This window comes from Nocardia sp. NPDC005745 (assembly GCF_040630775.1).
GTDB lineage: Bacteria > Actinomycetota > Actinomycetes > Mycobacteriales > Mycobacteriaceae > Nocardia.
The window spans coordinates 1-18939 of record NZ_JBEXYF010000019.1; the positions used below are offsets into that span (position 1 = coordinate 1).

An 18939-nucleotide genomic window follows, 5' to 3' on the forward strand; every position below is an offset into this window, starting at 1 on the left:
ATGTTCGCCGAGCAGGGCGAGTTCGACCTGGTCGCGGCCGAGCACGGCGACGTGGACCTGAAGGCCATGCTGCCGGAATCGGCCAAGCGCGCCTATGCGCGGCCGTCGCGTCCGCGACGAAGGAGCAAGCGGCGGTCGCGCAAACGCGAGCCATGAGGGGGCCGCGAACACCCAGCGCCGCAGGCGCTGGAAAAACAACACCGTGTGATGATGGACGAGTGAACTTCTGGCCAGCGCCCCATGTCGACGTCCCCGTACACGCGACCGTGACCCTGCCCGGTTCGAAATCGATCACCAACCGGGCGCTCATTCTGGCCGCCCTGGCCGACGGCCCCTCCACGATCACCGGCGCGCTGCGCAGCCGTGACACCGACCTGATGATCACCGCCCTGCGCGCGCTCGGCGCGGACATCGAGGGTGCGGGCGACACGGTGACCGTGACCCCGGCGCCGCTGGGGGGCGGCACGGTCGACTGCGGGCTCGCGGGCACGGTGATGCGCTTCCTGCCGCCGGTCGCGGCGCTGGCGTCGGGCGATGTCGCGTTCGACGGTGACGAACAGGCCAGGATCCGTCCGTTGCGCACCATCCTGGACGCGCTGCGCGCGCTCGGCGCCGATGTCGACGGCGACACGCTGCCGTTCACGGTGCACGGCAAGGGCGCGCTGCGCGGCGGCACCGTGACGATCGACGCGTCCGGGTCGTCGCAGTTCGTCTCCGGCCTGCTGCTGTCGGCCGCGCGCTTCGACGAAGGCCTGGTGGTGCACCACGACGGCAAGCCGCTGCCGTCGATGCCGCACATCGAGATGACGGTGGAGATGCTGCGCCGCGCCGACGTGCGGGTGCAGGCGCCCGCGGACAGCTTCAAGGCGCAGACCTGGACCGTGGAACCGGGGCCGATCCGCGCGGTGGACTGGGAGGTCGAGCCGGACCTATCCAACGCCACCCCGTTCCTGGCCGCGGCCGCGGTCACGGGCGGCACGGTCAGCATCCCGCACTGGCCGCGGCTGACCACCCAGCCGGGTGACGTGATCCGCGAGATCCTGGTGCGGATGGGCGCCGAAGCGCGGATCTTCGACGGCGTGCTCACCGTGCACGGCCCGGACCGGCTGGCGGGCATCGACATCGACCTGCACGATGTCGGCGAGCTGACGCCCACCGTCGCCGCGCTGGCGGCGCTGGCCGATTCGCCGTCCGTGCTGCGCGGGATCTCCCACCTGCGCGGGCACGAAACCGACCGCCTGGCAGCGCTTTCCACCGAGATCAACCGCCTCGGCGGCAAGGTGACCGAGACCGAGGACGGACTGGAGATCGTGCCCGCCGACCTGCACGGCGGCAAGTGGCATTCCTACGCCGATCACCGGATGGCCACGGCGGGAGCCATTCTCGGCCTCCGGGTGCCCGGCATCGAGATCGAGGACATCGGCACCACGGCCAAGACTCTGCCGAACTTCGTCGCCCTCTGGGAGCGCATGCTCGAGCCCGCGCTATCCGACGAAGGAGCGGCGCACTGAGCGGGGGACGGCGCTCCGCGGCCAGCTACGACGAATCCGATGTCCGGGTTCGTCCGGGGCGGAGTTCCCGTCCCCGTACCAAGACCCGGCCGCAGCACAACGACGCCGAGCCGGCCATGGTGGTCTCGGTCGACCGGGGGCGCTGGGGGTGTGTCCTCGGTGGTGATCCGGAGCGCCGCATCGTCGCGATGCGGGCCAGGGAACTGGGTCGCACCCCGATCGTGGTCGGCGACCAGGTGGACGTGGTCGGCGATCTGTCCGGGCGACCGGACAGCCTCGCCCGCATCGTCCGGGTCGCCGACCGGCGAACGGTGTTGCGCCGCACCGCCGACGACACCGATCCGTACGAGCGACTCGTGGTCGGCAACGCGGAGCGGCTGTTCATCGTGGTCGCGCTCGCCGACCCGCCTCCGCGCACCGGCTTCGTGGAACGGGCGATGGTCGCCGCGTACGCCGGTGGGCTGCAACCGGTTCTGTGCCTGACCAAGCACGATCTGGCCGCCGATTCCGAATTCGCCGCCGCCTTCGACGATCTCGATCTCACCATCGTGTACGGCGGCATCGATGATCCGCTCGAGCCGGTCCTGGAACTGCTCACCGACCACCTCACCGCGCTGATCGGCCATTCCGGTGTCGGCAAGTCCACGCTGGTCAATCGTCTTGTGCCGGATGCGGAGCGGGCCGTGGGCGTGGTGTCCGGTGTGGGCAAGGGCAAGCACACCTCCACCCAGTCGGTCGCGCTCCCGTTGCCGGATGGCGGCTGGGTCATCGACACACCCGGGGTGCGATCGTTCGGCCTGGCCCACATCACCCCGGACGACGTGATCGCCGCTTTCACCGATCTCGCCGGAGCCATCGAGGACTGCCCGCGCGGCTGCACCCATCTCGGCCCGCCCGCCGACCCCGAATGCGCGCTGGACGAGCTTCCCGGCAAGGAACGCCGGGTGGCCGCCATCCGCCTCCTGCTCGTCGCCCTGACCTCCAACGATCCCTGGTAAGCGGGTCAGTGCCCGTCCGGCTGTCCGGGCGCGAACGGCCACTCTTCGAACCACACACAGCGGCCACCCTGGTCGAAGCGCAGGATCCACAGATCTCGCCAACGCGTCGGGGTGTCCCGTGCGTATTCCACCTCCACCCGGACCACCGCGGTGTCCCCGTCCACCGCGACGATGCTCGATCGCAGGGCGAACTGCTCGTCGGGCCCGTCTCGGCCGCCTTCCCAGAAGTCGGCGAGCGCATCGAGGCCGGTCAGCGGCCGCGCCCACGGTGAGACGAGGTATCCGGCGTCCGCGGCGAACAGGTCGGCGAGTTGTTCCGTGCCCGCCGACCGCCAGGCTCGCTCGTATCCGGCGATCCATGCTTCGACAGCTGCGCGGTCCACGCCAGGAAGATACGCCGGTGAGAACTCCGCCACACGACGAAGGCGCCCGAGGAGACCTCGGGCGCCTTCGTTTTCAGCGGTTCAGTGGCGGCGGCGGGACTTCGGGCCGCGACGACCCTTCGCGTCCGCGCGAGCCGCCTCGCGGCGCTCGCGGCGGGTGGGCTGCGGGGAACCGTCCGCGCCGTATTCCTCGGCGTCGCTGTGCACCGCGGCCCGGCCGCCCTCGTCGGGGCCGGAGTAGCTGAAACCGCGCTGCGCGGTCTCATCGATGCCCCTGGCGCGCAGGGCCGCGGGCGCGGCGTGCCCGTTGGCGACCCGAGCCTCCTCGGTGGGCAAGGCCTGCGGGGCGGGCGGGGCTCCGACCGGCGAACGCAGGCCCGGTCCGACGGCGACGCCTTCCGGCTGCGGCTGCTGCACCTCGACCTGCAGGTTGAACAGGAAGCCGACCGACTCCTCCTTGAGACCGTCGAGCATCGCGGTGAACATGTCGAAGCCCTCGCGCTGGTACTCCACCAGCGGGTCGCGCTGCGCCATCGCGCGCAGCCCGATGCCCTCCTTGAGGTAATCCATCTCGTAGAGGTGCTCGCGCCACTTGCGGTCCAGGACCGACAGCAGCACCTGCCGTTCCAGATTGCGCATGCTGCCCTCGCCGGCCAGGCCGTCGATCTCGGCCTCGCGGCGCTCGTACGCGTCGTGCGCGTCGTCCAGCAGTGCTTCGAGCAGTTCCTCGCGGGTCAGCTCGCCCGCCTCGCCGACCTCGGTCTCGCCGGTCAGGTCCCGGTAATCCAGGCTCACCGGGTACAGCGTCTTCAGCGCCGTCCACAGCTTCTCCAGATCCCAGTCCTCGACGTAGCCATCGGCGGTGGCGCCGTCCACATAGGCGGTGATCACGTCGGTGATCATGCTCTGGACCTGGCCCTCCATGTCCTCGCCGCGCAGGATCCGGTTGCGCTCGCCGTAGATGATGGTGCGCTGCTGGTTCATCACCTCGTCGTACTTGAGGACGTTCTTGCGGATCTCGAAGTTCTGCTGCTCGACCTGCGTCTGCGCGCTTTTGATGGCCTTGGACACCATCTTCGCCTCGATCGGCACGTCGTCGGGCAGGTTCAGCCGCGTCATGATCGCTTCCAGCGCGGCGCCGTTGAACCGGCGCATCAGCTCGTCACCCAGCGACAGGTAGAAGCGGGACTCGCCCGGGTCGCCCTGACGTCCGGAGCGGCCGCGCAGCTGGTTGTCGATGCGGCGCGACTCGTGCCGCTCGGTGCCGAGCACGTAGAGGCCGCCCGCGTCGCGCACCGCGTCGGCGTCCTCGGCGGTCTGGGCCTTCACCTGGTCCAGGGTGGGCAGCCAGGCGCGCTCGTACTCCTCCGGCGTCTCGACCGGGTCGAAGCCCTGCTTACGCAGCAGGATGTCGGCGATGATGTCCGGGTTGCCGCCGAGCACGATGTCGGTACCACGGCCTGCCATGTTCGTCGCGACGGTCACCGCGCCCGGCCTGCCCGCCTCGGCGATGATCTCGGCTTCCTTCTCGTGGAACTTCGCGTTCAGCACGTTGTGCGGGATGCCGCGCTTGGTGAACTGCTTGGACAGGTACTCCGAGCGCTCGACACTGGTGGTGCCGATCAGCACCGGCTGGCCGTTCTCGTGCCGCTCGGTGACGTCGTCGACCACGGCGGAGAACTTGGCCTCCTCCGTCTTGTAGATCAGGTCGGACTGGTCGGCGCGGACCATCGGCTTGTTGGTCGGGATGGGGACCACGCCGAGGTTGTAGATCTGGTGCAGCTCGGCGGCCTCGGTCTCGGCCGTACCGGTCATGCCGGAGAGCTTGTCGTAGAGGCGGAAGTAGTTCTGCAGCGTGATCGTGGCCAGGGTCTGGTTCTCCGGCTGGATCTCCACCCCTTCCTTGGCCTCGATCGCCTGGTGCATGCCCTCGTTGTAGCGGCGCCCGACCAGGATGCGGCCGGTGAACTCGTCGACGATGATCACCTCGCCGTCGCGGACGATGTAGTCCTTGTCGCGGGTGTAGAGCTCCTTGGCCTTGATGGCGTTGTTCAGGTAGCTCACCAGCGGCGAGTTGGCGGCCTCGTAGAGGTTGTCGATGCCGAGCTGGTCCTCGACGAACTCGACGCCCGCCTCGTGCACGCCGATCGTGCGCTTCTTGATGTCGACCTCGTAGTGCAGATCCTTCTTCAGCAGCGGCGCGATGCGCGCGAACTCGGCGTACCACTTCGAGGAGGCGTCGGCCGGGCCGGAGATGATCAGCGGGGTACGCGCCTCGTCGATGAGGATGGAGTCGACCTCGTCGACGATGGCGAAGTTGTGCCCGCGCTGCACCAGATCGTCCAGCGAGTGCGTCATGTTGTCGCGCAGGTAGTCGAAGCCGAACTCGTTGTTCGTGCCGTAGGTGATGTCGGCGCCGTAGGCCACCCGCCGCTGCGCCGGGCTCATGCCGGACAGGATCACGCCCACCTCGAGGCCGAGGAAGCGGTGCACGCGGCCCATCCACTCGGAGTCGCGCTTGGCCAGGTAGTCGTTGGTGGTGACAACGTGCACACCATCACCGCTGATCGCGTTGAGGTAGGCGGGCAGCACCGAGGTGAGGGTCTTGCCCTCACCGGTTTTCATCTCGGCGATGTTGCCCGTGTGCAGCGCGGCGCCGCCCATGATCTGCACCTTGTAGTGCTTCTGGTTGAGCACCCGCCAGGACGCCTCGCGCGCGACCGCGAACGCCTCGGCCATCAGCTGGCCGAGCGGATCGGTCTCGCCTTCCTCGGCCATCTCGGCGTAGCGCTCGCGGAACTCGTCCGTTTTGGCCCGCAACTCCGCGTCGCTGAGGTCTTCGTAATCCGGTTCGAGGGCGAGGACCTGGTCCGCGAAATGCGCGAGCCGCTTGACTATGCGACCCTCACCAATCCGTAGCAACCTCGTCAGTGTCAGCGCAGGCACGGGTCTCGTCAGTCCTCTGGTCGGTGTGTCAAATCGTGTCGTCGGCCCCCGGGCCGGTGCGGGCCCACGCGGTTGCGCGGAATCCGCTGCATGCTTCATGGTAATGCTCTATCCGATGTGCAGCGCCTGCGGCGCTGCGTGTTCGCGGCCCCTTCCCCTGCTCGCGTCCGAGCGATCGCCGCAGGCGACCTCGTCGCGGACGCAGCGGACGCTCGGACGCGAGCCGGGCCGCGAACGGACCATGCTAGGTCTCGCTGCGCTGGAAACCGGTGGTTGAGCCGATGTGGGCGGGTGATGTGACCCGGTGCGGACTGTGATCGGATCGAGGCACCCAGGGCGAGTGAGCGGCGTGCCACCCGAATCCGGGGGTGCGGGAATAGGGTGGACGAGATTCATCGGAAATGCGGCAACGGCCGGGGTAACGGTCGCTGCGGCAGCACAATGAAGCGGGGGACGGCATCGGGAAAAGGAGTACCGGGCAGCGTGATCACGAGACTGACGCCGCAGGACACGGCCTTCTACCGGCTCGAGTCGAGTAGCAATCCGATCCATATCGGCTCTCTCGCGATCCTGCGGAACGCCGAACCCGGCGACGGCGCGGACCGGGCGGTTCTGGACTACGACCGGCTGGTCGACCTGGTCGAGAGCAGGCTTCCGCTGGTGCCGAGGTACCGGCGCAAGGTGCGGGAGATCCCGCTGTCGCTCGGGCGGCCGGTCTGGGTCGAGGACAGCCGGTTCGACATCACCTACCACATCCGGCGCTCGGCGCTCCCCGGCCCCGGCACCGACGAACAACTGCACGAGCTGGTCGCCCGGCTCACCTCCCACCCCTTGGATCCGGCGCGGCCGCTATGGGAGATGTACCTGATCGAGCGGCTGTCCGACGGCCGCTGCGCGATCTTCACCAAAACGCATTCCGCCCTGGTCGACGGGGACACCGCGCTGGAGATCGGTCACGTGATCCTCGACGCGGGTCCCGCGCCCCGCGAACTGGCCGGTGACGACTGGATCGCACCGCGCGAACCCGGCGAGATGGAGCTGCTGGTGGGCGCGCTGGCCGATCTCGCCGCGCAGCCGCGCAAGGCGCTGGAAGTGGCCCGCGACGCGAGCGCGGGTGCCTTCGCGGTGCTCGGGACGGCGGGCAAGGCGGTCGAATCGGTGGTCGCCGCGGTGCGCACCGCGGCGACCGGCGCGCCGGCCAGTCCGCTGAACACCCGTACCTCGCGCAACCGGCGCTTCGACGTGGTGCGCACCGACCTGGCGGACTACCGCACCATCCGCAGGCGTTTCGGCTGCTCGATCAACGACGCGATCCTCGCCGTGGTCACCGGAGCGCTGCGCAACTGGCTGCTCTCGCGCGGGGAATCGCTCACCGAGTCGACCGCGCTGCGGGCGGTGGTGCCGATGTCGGTCTATGTCGAGGGAGCCGACGGAGACCAGGCGCAATCGGCGAGCGAGGTGTCGTCGTTCCTGATCGATCTGCCGGTCGGCGAACCGAATCCGGTGATGCGGCTGTCGCACATCGCGCACGCGACCGAACTGAACGGACGTCATCGGCGCGGCGTGCGTGCGCGCACCCTCGTGCATTTGGCCGGTTTCGCTCCGGCCAGCCTGCATGCGATGAGCGTTCGCGCGGCGAGTACGTTCGCAGAACACACGTTCAATCTGGTGATCACCAACGCGCCGGGTCCGCAGGCGCCGATGTACATCGGCGGCGCGCGGATGCTGGAGATGTACCCGGTGTCGCCACTGCTGCGCAATCAGGCATCGAGCATCGGGATCACGTCCTACGACGGACGGGTGTTCTACGGTCTCAACGCCGACCGCGACGCGATGGCCGACATCGGCGTGCTCGCCACGGCGGTGCGCGATTCCATGGAGGAGATGCTCGGTGCCTGCGTCTGATCAGAACAAGCTGCGGGTCTACATCCCGGCTACGGTGCCGATGCTGCGCGAGCTGGTCGACAACCGGGAACTGTCGGCCGTCGGCGGGACCGCGTTCGCGGTGACACCCACGCTGCGCGAGGCCTACGCCTCCGGTGACGACGAGGAACTCGGCGAAGTCGCCATGAACGAGGCCGCCCGCGCCTCGCTGCGGCTGCTCGCCGCCGAACGCGAGGCGATCGGGTCGGCGGAGGACTCCGACGACGAGGCCGCGCCGGTCGCGGGCGGCAGTCCCGTCTACCGGCGCGCGGTGATCGCCGCCGACGTGACCGGCGCGAAACTGCGGCCCGACCTCGACGACGCGGTGGTCCGGCTGGCCGGTCCGATCGGCTACCAGCAGATCGCCTCGGTGCACGTCGATCTGGCCGACGCCGAACCGCAGGTGGCCAAGGCCGTCGACGTGGTGGACGCGGCCGATCTCGGCGACACCGACGCGGAGTTCGTCCTCGGGGACGCCGAGGACCATCAATTGGCCTGGTACGCCGCTCAGGAGCTGCCGTTCCTGCTCGAACTGCTCTGACGCGGCCGCGTAATCGGGCTCACCCACCGCGATAACCTACGATGCCGTAACCTTGCTGGCGAGGCATCCGATCGACGAGACGGCGGCCTGCGCATCCGGACGACAGGGAGATCAACGGCAGCGATGGGTTCGAAAATTGGGAGCTTGTCCGTGCGAAGCGTCCGCGCCTGGCTGGAGGCGCCCGCCGCGAGCGTCGCCGAGCGTGGCGGCAAACTGAACGTGCTGCGCGGCGCCGTGGCGCGGGTGACCACGCCGTTGCTGCCCGACGACTACCTGCACCTGGCCAACCCGCTGTGGTCGGCGCGCGAACTGCGCGGACGCATCGTAGAGGTGCGCAAGGAAACCGCCGACTCCGCGACGCTGGTGATCCAGCCCGGATGGGGCTTCGACTTCAAATATCAGCCCGGCCAGTACATCGGCATCGGCCTCTTGGTCGACGGACGCTGGCATTGGCGTTCGTATTCGCTGACCTGTCCGCCGGACTGGTCGGTGCCGGGCCACGCCGGTAAGCGGTTGATCTCCATCGCGGTGAAGGCGATGCCGGAGGGCTTCCTGTCCAGCCATCTGGTCAGTGGCGTGCCGGTCGGCACCGTCGTCCGGCTCGCCGCCCCGCAGGGCGGATTCGTGTTGCCGTACCCGCCGCCGGAGAAGGTGTTGTTCCTCACCGCGGGCAGCGGCATCACCCCGGTGATGTCCATGCTGCGTGCGATGGACCGGCGCGAGCTGTTCACCGACGTGGCGCACATGCACTCGGCCCGGACCGCCGACGACGTGATGTTCGGTGCGGAGCTGCGTGCGCTGCACGAGCGCAACCCGAGCTTCGACACCCGTCTGCATCTCACCGCCGAGAAGGGCAAGTTCGCACTCGCCGACCTCGACTCCGAGTTCCCCGATTGGCGCGAACGCCACACCTGGGCGTGCGGCCCGGTCGGGATGCTCGACGAGATCGAGGATCACTGGCGCGAGGCGGGCCTGTCGGACCGGCTGCACGTCGAGCGCTTCGAAATCGAGCGCTCGTCGGTCGGCGCGGGCGGCACGGTCACCTTCGGCAAGACCGGCCGCACCGTCGAGGTGGACGGCGCGACCAGCCTGCTCGAGGCCGGTGAGTCCGCCGGCGTGCAGATGCCGTTCGGCTGCCGGATGGGCATCTGCCAGACCTGCGTGGTCACGTTGAGTTCCGGCCACACGCGCGACCTGCGCAACGGTGAGGAGCGCCGGGAAGGCGACAAGGTGCAGACCTGCATCTCGGTCGCGGCGGGCGACTGCACCCTGGACGTGTAGTCCTCCAGGTACCCTCGATGTGTATCGAGTAGGGAAAGGACCTCCGGTGGCAATCACCGATATCAAGACATTTGCGCATCTCACAACGGCCGATATCGAAACACTGGGGCAGGAACTGGATTCCATCCGGCGTTCGGTGGAGTTGTCCCGTGGTGAGCGCGACGCGAAGTACATCCGGCGCGCGATCGCGGCGCAACGCGGTCTCGAGGTGGCGGCCCGCGCCGTGCTGTTCGGCAGCCGCAATCGCTGGGCCTGGCTGACCGGCACCGCGCTGCTGTCGGTCGCGAAGATCATCGAGAACATGGAGCTCGGGCACAACGTCAGCCACGGGCAATGGGACTGGATGAACGACCCGGAGATCCACTCCACCTCGTGGGAATGGGACATGACCGGACCGTCCGCGCAGTGGCGCCGGGCGCACAACTACTCCCACCACACCTATACCAATGTCCTGGGCAAGGACGAGGATCTCGGCTTCGGCATCCTGCGGATGACTCGCGACGAGCCGTGGCGGCCGATCCACTTGGTGCAGCCGCTGGCGAACCTGTTGCTCGCCGCGACCTTCGAGTGGGGGATCGCGCTGCACGACTGGGAGATCGAGAAGCAGCTGTCGAACACCCCGGCGCGGGAGATGATGTCGGAGCCGAACGTGGCGTTCGCGCGCAAGATCGGCCGTCAGGTGGCCAAGGACTTCTTGCTGTTTCCCGCGCTCACCGGCCCGGCGTTCAAGCAGACGCTGAAAGCGAACGCGACGGCGAACCTGGTGCGCAATCTCTGGGCGTACGCGGTGATCTTCTGCGGCCACTTCCCCGACGGCGCGGAGAAGTTCACCATCGAGCAGCTGGAGAACGAGACCAGCGGCGAGTGGTACCTGCGCCAGATGCTCGGCAGCGCGAATTTCAAGGCCGGGCCCGCCATGGCGTTCATGAGCGGCAACCTGTGCTACCAGATCGAGCACCACCTGTTCCCCGATCTGCCGAGCAACCGGTACCCGGAGATCGCGGCGCGGGTCCGCGAGCTGTGCGACAAATACGACTTGCCCTACACCACCGGGTCGCTGGCCAAGCAGTATCTGCTCGCCTTCCGCACGATCCACAAGCTGGCGCTGCCGGACCGATTCCTCAAGGCGACCGCCGACAACGCGCCCGAGACCTCGTCGGAACGCAAGTTCGCCGGTATCACGCTGCCGTCGCTCGGCACGGAGTCCACACACTGGCTGCGCATCGATCCGGAGACCGGCAAGCGGCGCGGTCTGCGTTCGGCGTTGCACGAGGCGAAGGTCGTGCTGAAGGAGAAGGCGCGGCATGAGAAGGAGATGCTGCGCGAGGCCAAGGCGACGTTCAAGGTGAAGGCCGAGCACGAGGGTCAGGTGCTGCGGGAAGCCAAGGTCGCGCTCCAGGAGCGGGCCCGGCACGAACAAGCGGCGCTGCGCGAAAAAGCCATGCGGCACAGGCGGTTTCGCTTTGGCCGAAGGGTGCGCTAACTTACCAGCCGACAACCGGGATCGCAATAGGGTGATTGACACATCCTCGCGGCGCGCCTCGCAACCTACGCTTTCGTAACTTACGGTAAAGTAACCCGTATGGCGATCTCGGATGTCAAGGAATATGCGCACCTCACCGAGGCCGACGTGGAAGCACTCGGCGCGGAATTCGACGCGATCCGGCGGGAAATCGAAGCCTCGCGCGGCGAGCGCGACGCGAAGTACATCCGCAATGTCATCAGGTTGCAGCGAGCCCTCGAGATCGGCGGCCGGGCGGTGCTGTTCGCCAGCCCGGTACGCGCCGCCTGGCTGGCCGGCGTCGCCCTGCTCGGCACCGCCAAGATCATCGAGAACATGGAGATCGGGCACAACGTCATGCACGGGCAGTGGGACTGGATGAACGATCCGGAGATCCACTCCAGCTCGTGGGAATGGGACAACACCGGTGCCGCCAAGCACTGGAAGCACACCCACAACTACCTGCACCACAAGTACACCAACGTGCTCGGCATGGACGACGACATCGGCTACGGCCTGCTGCGGGTGACGCGCGACCAGCGCTGGAAGCCGTTCAACCTGGGCAACCCGATCTACAACCTGGTGTTGCAGCTGTTCTTCGAGTACGGCGTCGCCATCCAGCACATGGAGCTGGGCAAGCTGGTGGCGGGCCGGTACAAGCCGGGGTCCCCCGAGCGGGCCGAGTTCGAGCGCAAGCGCAGCGAGGCGCTCACCAAGATGGGCAAACAGATCCTCAAGGATTACGTCATCTTCCCCGCCCTCACCGGCCCGGCGTTCTTCTCCACGCTGACGGCCAACCTGGCCGCCAACGCGATCCGCAACGTCTGGTCCAACGCGGTCATCTTCTGCGGGCACTTCCCCGACGGCGCGGAGAAGTTCACCAAGGCCGACATCGACGGTGAGACACACGGCCAGTGGTACCTGCGCCAGATGCTCGGCAGCGCCAACATCTCCGGTGGCCCGGTCATGCACTTCATGACCGGCAACCTGAGCCACCAGATCGAGCACCACCTGTTCCCCGACCTGCCGAGCAACCGGTACGCCGACATCGCCGTGCGGGTGCGCGAGCTGGCCGACAAGTACGACCTGCCCTACACCACCGGCTCGCTGCCGGTGCAGTACTTCAAGGCGTGGCGCACGATCCTCAAGCTGTCGCTGCCGAACAAGTACCTGCGGGCCACCGCCGACGACGCGCCGGAGACCGCCTCGGAACGCAAGTTCGCGGGCAGCGCCGCGGCCACCATCGATCCGGTGACCGGCCGGCGTCGCGGTCTGCGCACCGCGCTCGCCCAGGGGCGGCGGCGGCTCGCCCGGCGCGGCGCGCCCGCGGCGCGCTGATTCCACTCGCGCGGTGACGTCGGCTCGGCCTCGGAATCCGAGCCGACGGGAGTCACGGGTCGCTCGGCCGGGCCGTGCGCGGCGAGTTCGCCGGATTTGATTGACTCAGACGGTGCAACTTGAGGTTCTGAGCGTCTACGAGGTCATCCGGCGGCGCCGCGACGTGCGCGCGGAGTTCACCGGCGAGGTCGTAGACGAGGCGACGCTGTGGCGGCTGCTGGACGCCGCGCACCGGGCGCCCAGCGTGGGGAATTCGCAGCCCTGGGATTTCGTGGTGGTCCGCGATCCGGCGACGCTGCGCAAGTTCGCCGACCATGTGGCGCGCAAGCGCATCGAGTTCCGGGACGCGCTGCCGCCCGAGCGTGCCGCCGCCTTCGAGCCGATCAAGATCGAGGGCATTCTGGAGAGCGGTACCGGGGTCGTGGTCTGCTACGACCACGATCGGGGCGGACCGCAGGTGCTCGGGCGGGCCACGGTGCCCGAAACCGGGATCTACTCCGCGGTTCTCGCCATCCAGAATCTCTGGCTGGCGGCCACCGCCGAAAATATCGGCGTCGGGTGGGTGTCGTTCTACGATCCCGGCTTCCTGTCCGACCTGATCGGCCTTCCGGAGGGCGTCCGCACGGTCGCCTGGCTGTGTGTCGGGCCGGTGCACGAATTCCAGCGCGTCCCCGATCTCGAGCGCTTCGGCTGGCGCGCGGGCAGACCGCTCACCGAGGCGGTGCACCGCGAAACCTATCGCGGCTGATCTCCCCGTCCCGATCGCGCATCGTTACGCAAATGTGTGGATCGTTCATGGTTCAATCGGATGCCCACTGGGTACGACAAGGGCGAAACTGCCTCTGACGCAGTGTTCTTCACGGGAGTTCGTCGGTTCCAGGAGGTTTTTGCACATGGCCAATGTCGATGCTGTTCGGCTGTCGAGCGAGCTGGGCATCGATCTGGCACAGGCGACGTTGCGCCTGCGTCGGGAAGGCATCCCCGGCGAGACCAAGCACCAGACCTGTCTGCGGATCCTCGCGGACGAGGGACGCAAGCGGCGGGGCGCCACGGGCAAGTGAGGACGCGGGGCGACGGTAGCCGAGGCCACCGCCGCCCTGCCCGGGACTATGGCCGGCGGGTGCGGCCACACCGTCCGCGTCAGACGCGTTCGAGCACTGCCGACGCGCCGATGCCGCCCGCGGCGCAAATCCCCAGCAGTGCCGTGTTCTTCCCCGTGCGGGCCAGCTCGTTGGCCATGGTGGTCACCATGCGCGCCCCGGTGGCCCCGAACGGGTGGCCCAGCGAGATCGAGCCACCGTGCACGTTCAGCTTGTCGATGTCCACCTCACCGACGGCGGTGTCACGATCCAGCCGGGTCTTGGCCCACTCGTCGCTGGCCAGCGCGGTCAGCACCGCCAAGGTCTGGGCGGCGAAGGCCTCGTGGATATCGACGAGATCGGCGTCGCTTAGCGACATCCCGGCCTTCTCCAGCGCCCGAGGCATCGAGATGGCCGGACCGATCAGCACCTGATCGGCCGGATCGACGCTCACGTAGCTCCACGACCGGAACGCGGCCAGCGGTCGATACCCGAGGGCGTGCGCCTTCTCCTCGCTCATCAACAGCACCGCGGCGGCCCCGTCGGTGAGCGGGCTGGCGTTGCCCGCGGTCACGCTGCCATCCGCGGCGAAAACCGGCTTCAGAGCGGCCAGCTTCGCGGTGCTGGTATCGCCGCGCACCAAGCCGTCGCGCAGGATCTCCACGTCTTCGGGAGTGCGGACCCGCAGCACTTCGTCGTCGAACCGGCCGGACTCGATGGCGGCCGCCGCGCGATGGTGCGAGCGGGCGGCGAACTCGTCCTGGTCCGCGCGGCTCACGCCGTGGATGCGAGCCATCTTCTCCGCCGATTCGCCCATCACCTCACCGGTGGTGCGCTCGGCGATCCTGGGTCGGCTCGGCAGCAGATCGGTGAACGGCGCGAGGCGCGCGACCGCGGACAGGTAGTCCTTCGGCTTCGGCTTGCCCAGCGCCAGCGGCGCCGCCGCGTGCACGACCTTCTGCGGCAACTTGACCTCGGCGTTCGAGGTGGAATCGCTGCCGCCCGCGATCATGATGTCGTACTCGCCGCGCTCGATCGCGGCCGCCGCCGAGGTGACCGCCTGCAAGCCGGAGGCGCAGGCCCTGGTCACCGTGTAGCCCTCGCAGCCCGGGTCCAGCCGCAGGTCCAGCGCGATCTCCCGGGCGATGTTCGGCGCAGCGCCGGGCAGGATGACACCGCCCCACACGATCGCCTCCACTTGCGCGCCGGGCAGCCCGGTTCGCTCCAGCAGTCCCCGTACCGCGGCGTCGGCCAGCGCGATGGAATCCATCCGCGTGTATCCGGTGAACGCGCGCAGGAACGGCGTGCGCGCACCGGACACGATCACGGCACGGCGAGCAGCTTCGGTGGCCATGCGATTTCCTTTCGAAAGCCTCGGTCCACCAAACTTACTCCAAAGTAAGTTCACCGTCGACCCCCTTCGCCGACGGTGAACCCGACGTAGCGGCACTCCCCTCCGCCGCCGCTGAACCGGTCCGCCGCGCGCCGTTGAGCGGCAGACCGGAGACGCCCGTCCCGGCGAACGCCCCTGCCCGTCCCGGAACCGCCGCAGGCCCTCCCCGGGACCTTCCGACGCAAAGAACCGTAACAAACTTTCGACTGATTTTTCAAATAGTTTCTATTGATTTGCCTAAGACCTCCCAGCGGCTTACCATGAACGCACTATGCATAGCCCTTCGGAGCTGTCGCGGCAGAAGAGATTCGGGCGAATCATCAGAGAACGCCGGGACGAGCTCGGCCTCACCCAGCTACAGATCGGCGACCTCGGGGGACCTTCGGCGCCGACCATCCGGAAGATCGAGGACGGCGAGGCGACCATCAGCATGCAGACGCTGAACAAGCTCGACGCCCCGCTGCGATGGTTGCCGGGCAGCGCCGCCCGCACCTACGCGGGCGGCGTCCCCGCCGCCGACGAACCCGCGAACGCTGCGCGCGGCGCAGGAGAATCGGTGGTGGCGGGCCCGGACGCGATCCGCTTCGAAATCTCCGATCTCACCGGTCTTCTCGCGGCTTCGGGCCGACTCACCGACGCCGTCGAGAACGGTCGCACCACCGACCCGCAGGTGGTCGCGGCGATCGCGGAACTCAACCGGGTGGTCTCCAAGCTGTCCGCGCGATACGCGACCGCCATGCTCGAACGCAACGGCGGACCGGGCAGGCAAGTGCATCCGCTGGTGGAGATGGCCTTCGCGCACCTGCTCGCGATCCCCGCGGAGGCCAGCGACCCCGGCGAGCTACAGGAACGCCGGTACCGCCGCTGGCTGGCCGGTCGATCGGAGGATATCGATGCGGCGACCGAAGCCCGATTCCGCGCACGCTGGCTGGCGGCCAACATGGCGACGACAACGGTTCGAAACGGTGAGTGACGAGACAGCCATGACCGACAACGCGCCCGACCGCGCGGCACTCGCGCTGAGTCGCAAGATCAATCGGCTGTTCGCCGTCGTGCATCCGCGCAACGCACCGGAACGCAGCGTCGAATCCGTCGCCGAGCAGGCAGGCGATTTTCTCGGTCGCCCGGTGCCGCCCGGTCTCCTGACCCGCCTGCGCGACGGTGAGTTCGACGACGAGAACGCGGGCGCGGTCGATCCCGAGATCCTCGCCGCGGTGGCGCGCAGCTTCGGCGTGGCCGCCGACTATCTGCTCACCCGTGGCCCCGCCGCCGACGCGATCGACCGGGAACTCGAGTTGCTCGCCACCATGCGCGACGCCAACGTCGCCAGCATCGCGCTGCGCGGTTCCAACATCGATCGGGGCATGCTCGCCAAGATCATCCAGAGCACGGCAGGGTCGATGCCGCCGAGTCGGTAGCATGCTTCCCTACATGGGCCACCGAGCTTTTGTAGGAGACCGATCGCATGGCCATCCAGGCCCGGTTCCGGAGCTTGACCCGGGACCTCCCCATACCCCACCCATGGGATTTGCAGACCTACCTCGATGATGTCGCGGCGTATCGAGGCCGCAGCATCAGTCTGTTACCGATCGATACCGCGCTGCTCGCCGGGACCGGATGCGGCACGGGCAGCGGCCTGTGGATCGCGAAGCAGGACAGCGATGTCATCGCCTACGGCGCCGACACCACCGAGTGGCACGCCGAGCACATCATCGTGCACGAGCTCGGGCACATGCTGCTCGGGCACGGCCCGGAGCAATCCGAATCCGGTGAGGCGCCCACGAGCGCACCGACCGTGGCCGCGGTCGCCGATCTGCTGCCCTCGATCTCGCCCGAGTCGATCGCCCACGTGCTCGGCCGCACCGACTACGGCACCCGGCGCGAACGAGACGCGGAGACCTTCGCCGACATGGTGATGCTGCACGCCATGCGTCCGCCGAGCCGCGATTCGCTGCTGCACCGCACGTTCTTCCGCGACCGGCGGCGGTGACCTCGCCGGTTCCGGCGCCGATCGCGATTCCGCTGATCGTGTTCGTCGCGGTGGTCGTGCTCGGGCGTCGTCTCGTGCTGCACCACGCCACCGTCGATCGCCTCCTCAACCGGGCCATGCTGTGGGGCATCGCCACGCTGATCCTGCTCGAACGCGGCATCGCACCGCAGATCGGCAGTCTGCTGCACCAGCTTTCGATGGGCACGCTGTTGATGGAGGTGGTCGGCCTGTACGGCGCGGCCCGGCTGTGGTCCGGCGCCGAACCCGCGTCCGCGTTCGCCCGGCAGCGGGTCTACGACCTCGCCGGACTGGCCGGAGCGGCGATCATCCTGGTCGTGGGGACCGCGGCGCGCCAGGAGGGACGGCTGGTGGGGCAAACGCCGGACTGGCAGACGCTGGTGGTGTGGGCGATCCTGTGGTTTCCGCTGCTGGCCGCCGGCCGGCTGTGCTGGCGCGCGGCGGTGCGCGAACTGCGCTCGGACGAATCGACCGCCGCGGAGCGGATCGTCTACGTCACCCTGCTCGCCACACTGGTCGTCGGGTCCGGAGGCCTGGTCGTCTCCGCAATACAGCTCGCAGGGCCCGGCGCGACGGCCGACCCGGCTCTGGTGCGCTGGGCCGCACCGACTTTCGCCGTCTCGGCGCTCGGCGCGGCGCTCCTGGCGGTGCCGCTGGTCGCCTGGCTGCGGGCCCACACGGGCTGGGATCGCGCCGGACGATACTGCCGACGCCTGCGTCCGCTGTGGCGCGATCTGACCGCGGCGGTACCGGAGGTCGTGCTCGAGCCGGACCTGCCCGCGGCCGAATCCGACGCGCGGCTGATCCGCATGACGGTCGAGATCCGCGACGCCTTGATGCACCTGCGGCACTACCTGCCCGAGGACGCCGCCGGCGCCGACTACGTGGCACAGATCCAGCGCGCCATCGCCGCGAAATCGAGCGGCGCGGCGGTGCGGACGCGGCGGTCGGACCATCCCGCCGGGCCGCTGGTGCGCGACATCGACTCGGATCTGCGGCTGTTACTCGCGATGGCACGCGACTGGCCGCAGGGTGCGAGAGGCGTCTCCACATGATTCTCCGGGCATCCAGCCGGTGAGCCGAATGCCCGGAGAAGTGGGACGGATGGTTCGTGCCGTCAGGCCAGACGGATCAGGCCGTAGTCGAAGGCATGGCGGCGGTAGACCACCGAGGGCCGGTCGCTCTCCTTGTCGTGGAACAAGAAGAAGTCGTGACCGACGAGTTCCATCTGGTACAGGGCGTCGTCGACGGACATCGGTGTCGCCGAGTGCACCTTCGTGCGCACGATGTGGCCGGGACCGGCCTCGTAATCCTGCTCGCGCCCTTGCTCGAGGTGGGTGTGCGCGGCATCGGACTCGGTGAGCCGCTCGAAGAGGGAGTCATCCACCAGATCGGCGGTGGCCTGGGCGACCGACAGCGGCGTCTTGTCGCCGTAGTGCACCCGGCGCCGATCCTTGGTGCGGCGCAGCCGGCTCTCCAGCTTCGCGGTCACCGACTCGAAGGCGGCGTAGAAGCTGTCCGCGCAGGCCTCGGCCCGCACGACGGGACCCTTTCCGCGCGCGGTGATTTCGACGCGCTGACAGTTCTTGCGCTGACGCCGGTTGCGCTCGTGGAACAGCTCCACGTCGAACAGGAAGATCGATGGATCGAAGCGTTCTAATCGGGAGAGTTTTTCCGCGACGTAAACACGAAAATGGTCGGGCACCTCGACGTTGCGGCCCTTCACCACGATGTCGCCGCGTGGCGCACGTGGTCGTTCCGCTGCGGGTTGCTCGGGTGCTGCTGCCTGGGTGCCGGAGTCCTCCAGCACCGAAGGAGCGGGATCTTTCACTGAAGGTCGTGAAGAAGTCGTCACGCGTACCTCCCGGATCTGGCCGCACCGACCGATTCCAGTGCGGCGGGATTGAGCCGTGCCGATCGACAATTACTCGGCACAAGTTGTCCGAGGCGCCACCTCCAAACTTGCGGTTCGGGTGTGTGTCCGCGACGCTAGTCCGCCGACGCGTTGATCGCCAGTGTTCACGCAAATTTCCCGGA

17 protein-coding genes are annotated in these 18939 nt (G+C 68.5%); 13 read left to right on the plus strand and 4 right to left on the minus strand.

Annotation, left to right across the window (positions count from 1 at the left end):
• The first annotated feature begins 218 nt into the window (after positions 1-218).
• Together aroA and rsgA are read left to right on the plus strand one after the other, a co-directional pair.
• The gene (gene aroA, locus ABZ420_RS20655) at positions 219-1511 is read left to right on the plus strand and encodes a 3-phosphoshikimate 1-carboxyvinyltransferase (protein WP_357124990.1); all 1293 of its coding nucleotides are present in this window, start codon (positions 219-221) and stop codon (positions 1509-1511) included.
• The gene (gene rsgA / locus ABZ420_RS20660) at positions 1508-2509 is read left to right on the plus strand and encodes a ribosome small subunit-dependent GTPase A (RefSeq protein WP_084467132.1); all 1002 of its coding nucleotides are present in this window, start codon (positions 1508-1510) and stop codon (positions 2507-2509) included. The genes aroA and rsgA overlap by 4 nt, the downstream gene beginning before the upstream one ends.
• 5 nt (positions 2510-2514) lie before the next feature.
• Here rsgA and ABZ420_RS20665 read toward each other — a convergent pair whose 3' ends face one another.
• Together ABZ420_RS20665 and secA are read right to left on the minus strand one after the other, a co-directional pair.
• Positions 2515-2892: a nuclear transport factor 2 family protein gene (locus ABZ420_RS20665; protein WP_357124993.1), complete on the minus strand. Its 378-nt coding sequence runs from the start codon at positions 2890-2892 to the stop codon at positions 2515-2517.
• A gap of 81 nt (positions 2893-2973) precedes the next feature.
• Complete coding sequence (gene secA, locus ABZ420_RS20670; RefSeq protein WP_357124996.1) at positions 2974-5838, minus strand: preprotein translocase subunit SecA; 2865 nt, start codon at positions 5836-5838, stop codon at positions 2974-2976.
• A 483-nt stretch (positions 5839-6321) separates the two neighbouring features.
• Here secA and ABZ420_RS20675 point away from each other — a divergent pair, with 483 nt between their 5' ends.
• The 7 genes from ABZ420_RS20675 (at position 6322) to ABZ420_RS20705 (ending at position 13483) form a co-directional block, all read left to right on the plus strand.
• On the plus strand, positions 6322-7743 hold the full coding sequence (locus tag ABZ420_RS20675; protein ID WP_357124999.1) for a wax ester/triacylglycerol synthase family O-acyltransferase: 1422 nt from the start codon (positions 6322-6324) through the stop codon (positions 7741-7743).
• A gap of 10 nt (positions 7744-7753) precedes the next feature.
• The gene (locus ABZ420_RS20680) at positions 7754-8302 is read left to right on the plus strand and encodes a hypothetical protein (RefSeq protein ID WP_357125325.1); all 549 of its coding nucleotides are present in this window, start codon (positions 7754-7756) and stop codon (positions 8300-8302) included.
• 123 nt (positions 8303-8425) lie between these two features.
• Positions 8426-9583 (plus strand): ferredoxin reductase, encoded by a 1158-nt coding sequence (locus tag ABZ420_RS20685; protein WP_357125002.1) that lies wholly within the window; start codon positions 8426-8428, stop codon positions 9581-9583.
• A 46-nt stretch (positions 9584-9629) separates the two neighbouring features.
• The gene (locus ABZ420_RS20690; RefSeq protein WP_357125005.1) at positions 9630-11066 is read left to right on the plus strand and encodes a fatty acid desaturase; all 1437 of its coding nucleotides are present in this window, start codon (positions 9630-9632) and stop codon (positions 11064-11066) included.
• Between the two features lie 99 nt (positions 11067-11165).
• Positions 11166-12422: a fatty acid desaturase gene (locus ABZ420_RS20695; RefSeq protein ID WP_357125008.1), complete on the plus strand. Its 1257-nt coding sequence runs from the start codon at positions 11166-11168 to the stop codon at positions 12420-12422.
• Between the two features lie 112 nt (positions 12423-12534).
• Entirely contained in the window at positions 12535-13170 is a 636-nt protein-coding gene (gene bluB / locus ABZ420_RS20700) for a 5,6-dimethylbenzimidazole synthase (RefSeq protein WP_357125010.1), read from the plus strand.
• A gap of 145 nt (positions 13171-13315) precedes the next feature.
• On the plus strand, positions 13316-13483 hold the full coding sequence (locus tag ABZ420_RS20705) for a hypothetical protein (RefSeq protein ID WP_157172863.1): 168 nt from the start codon (positions 13316-13318) through the stop codon (positions 13481-13483).
• A gap of 79 nt (positions 13484-13562) precedes the next feature.
• Here ABZ420_RS20705 and ABZ420_RS20710 read toward each other — a convergent pair whose 3' ends face one another.
• Positions 13563-14855, minus strand: coding sequence for an acetyl-CoA C-acyltransferase (locus ABZ420_RS20710; protein ID WP_357125013.1), 1293 nt, complete (start codon positions 14853-14855; stop codon positions 13563-13565).
• Positions 14856-15165: 310 nt separating this feature from the next.
• Here ABZ420_RS20710 and ABZ420_RS20715 point away from each other — a divergent pair, with 310 nt between their 5' ends.
• Genes ABZ420_RS20715 through ABZ420_RS20730 form a run of 4 tightly spaced genes read left to right on the plus strand, consistent with a single transcriptional unit; the run spans position 15166 to position 17957 of the window.
• On the plus strand, positions 15166-15867 hold the full coding sequence (locus ABZ420_RS20715; protein WP_357125016.1) for a helix-turn-helix transcriptional regulator: 702 nt from the start codon (positions 15166-15168) through the stop codon (positions 15865-15867).
• Positions 15860-16312: a hypothetical protein gene (locus ABZ420_RS20720; RefSeq protein WP_357125019.1), complete on the plus strand. Its 453-nt coding sequence runs from the start codon at positions 15860-15862 to the stop codon at positions 16310-16312. Before ABZ420_RS20715 ends, ABZ420_RS20720 begins: the two co-directional genes overlap by 8 nt.
• Before the next feature lie 47 nt (positions 16313-16359).
• Positions 16360-16884, plus strand: coding sequence for a hypothetical protein (locus tag ABZ420_RS20725; protein WP_357125022.1), 525 nt, complete (start codon positions 16360-16362; stop codon positions 16882-16884).
• Positions 16881-17957 (plus strand): MAB_1171c family putative transporter, encoded by a 1077-nt coding sequence (locus ABZ420_RS20730; RefSeq protein WP_357125025.1) that lies wholly within the window; start codon positions 16881-16883, stop codon positions 17955-17957. Before ABZ420_RS20725 ends, ABZ420_RS20730 begins: the two co-directional genes overlap by 4 nt.
• Positions 17958-18019: 62 nt before the next feature.
• Here ABZ420_RS20730 and raiA read toward each other — a convergent pair whose 3' ends face one another.
• Complete coding sequence (gene raiA, locus ABZ420_RS20735; RefSeq protein WP_357125328.1) at positions 18020-18709, minus strand: ribosome-associated translation inhibitor RaiA; 690 nt, start codon at positions 18707-18709, stop codon at positions 18020-18022.
• Positions 18710-18939 lie beyond the last annotated feature (230 nt).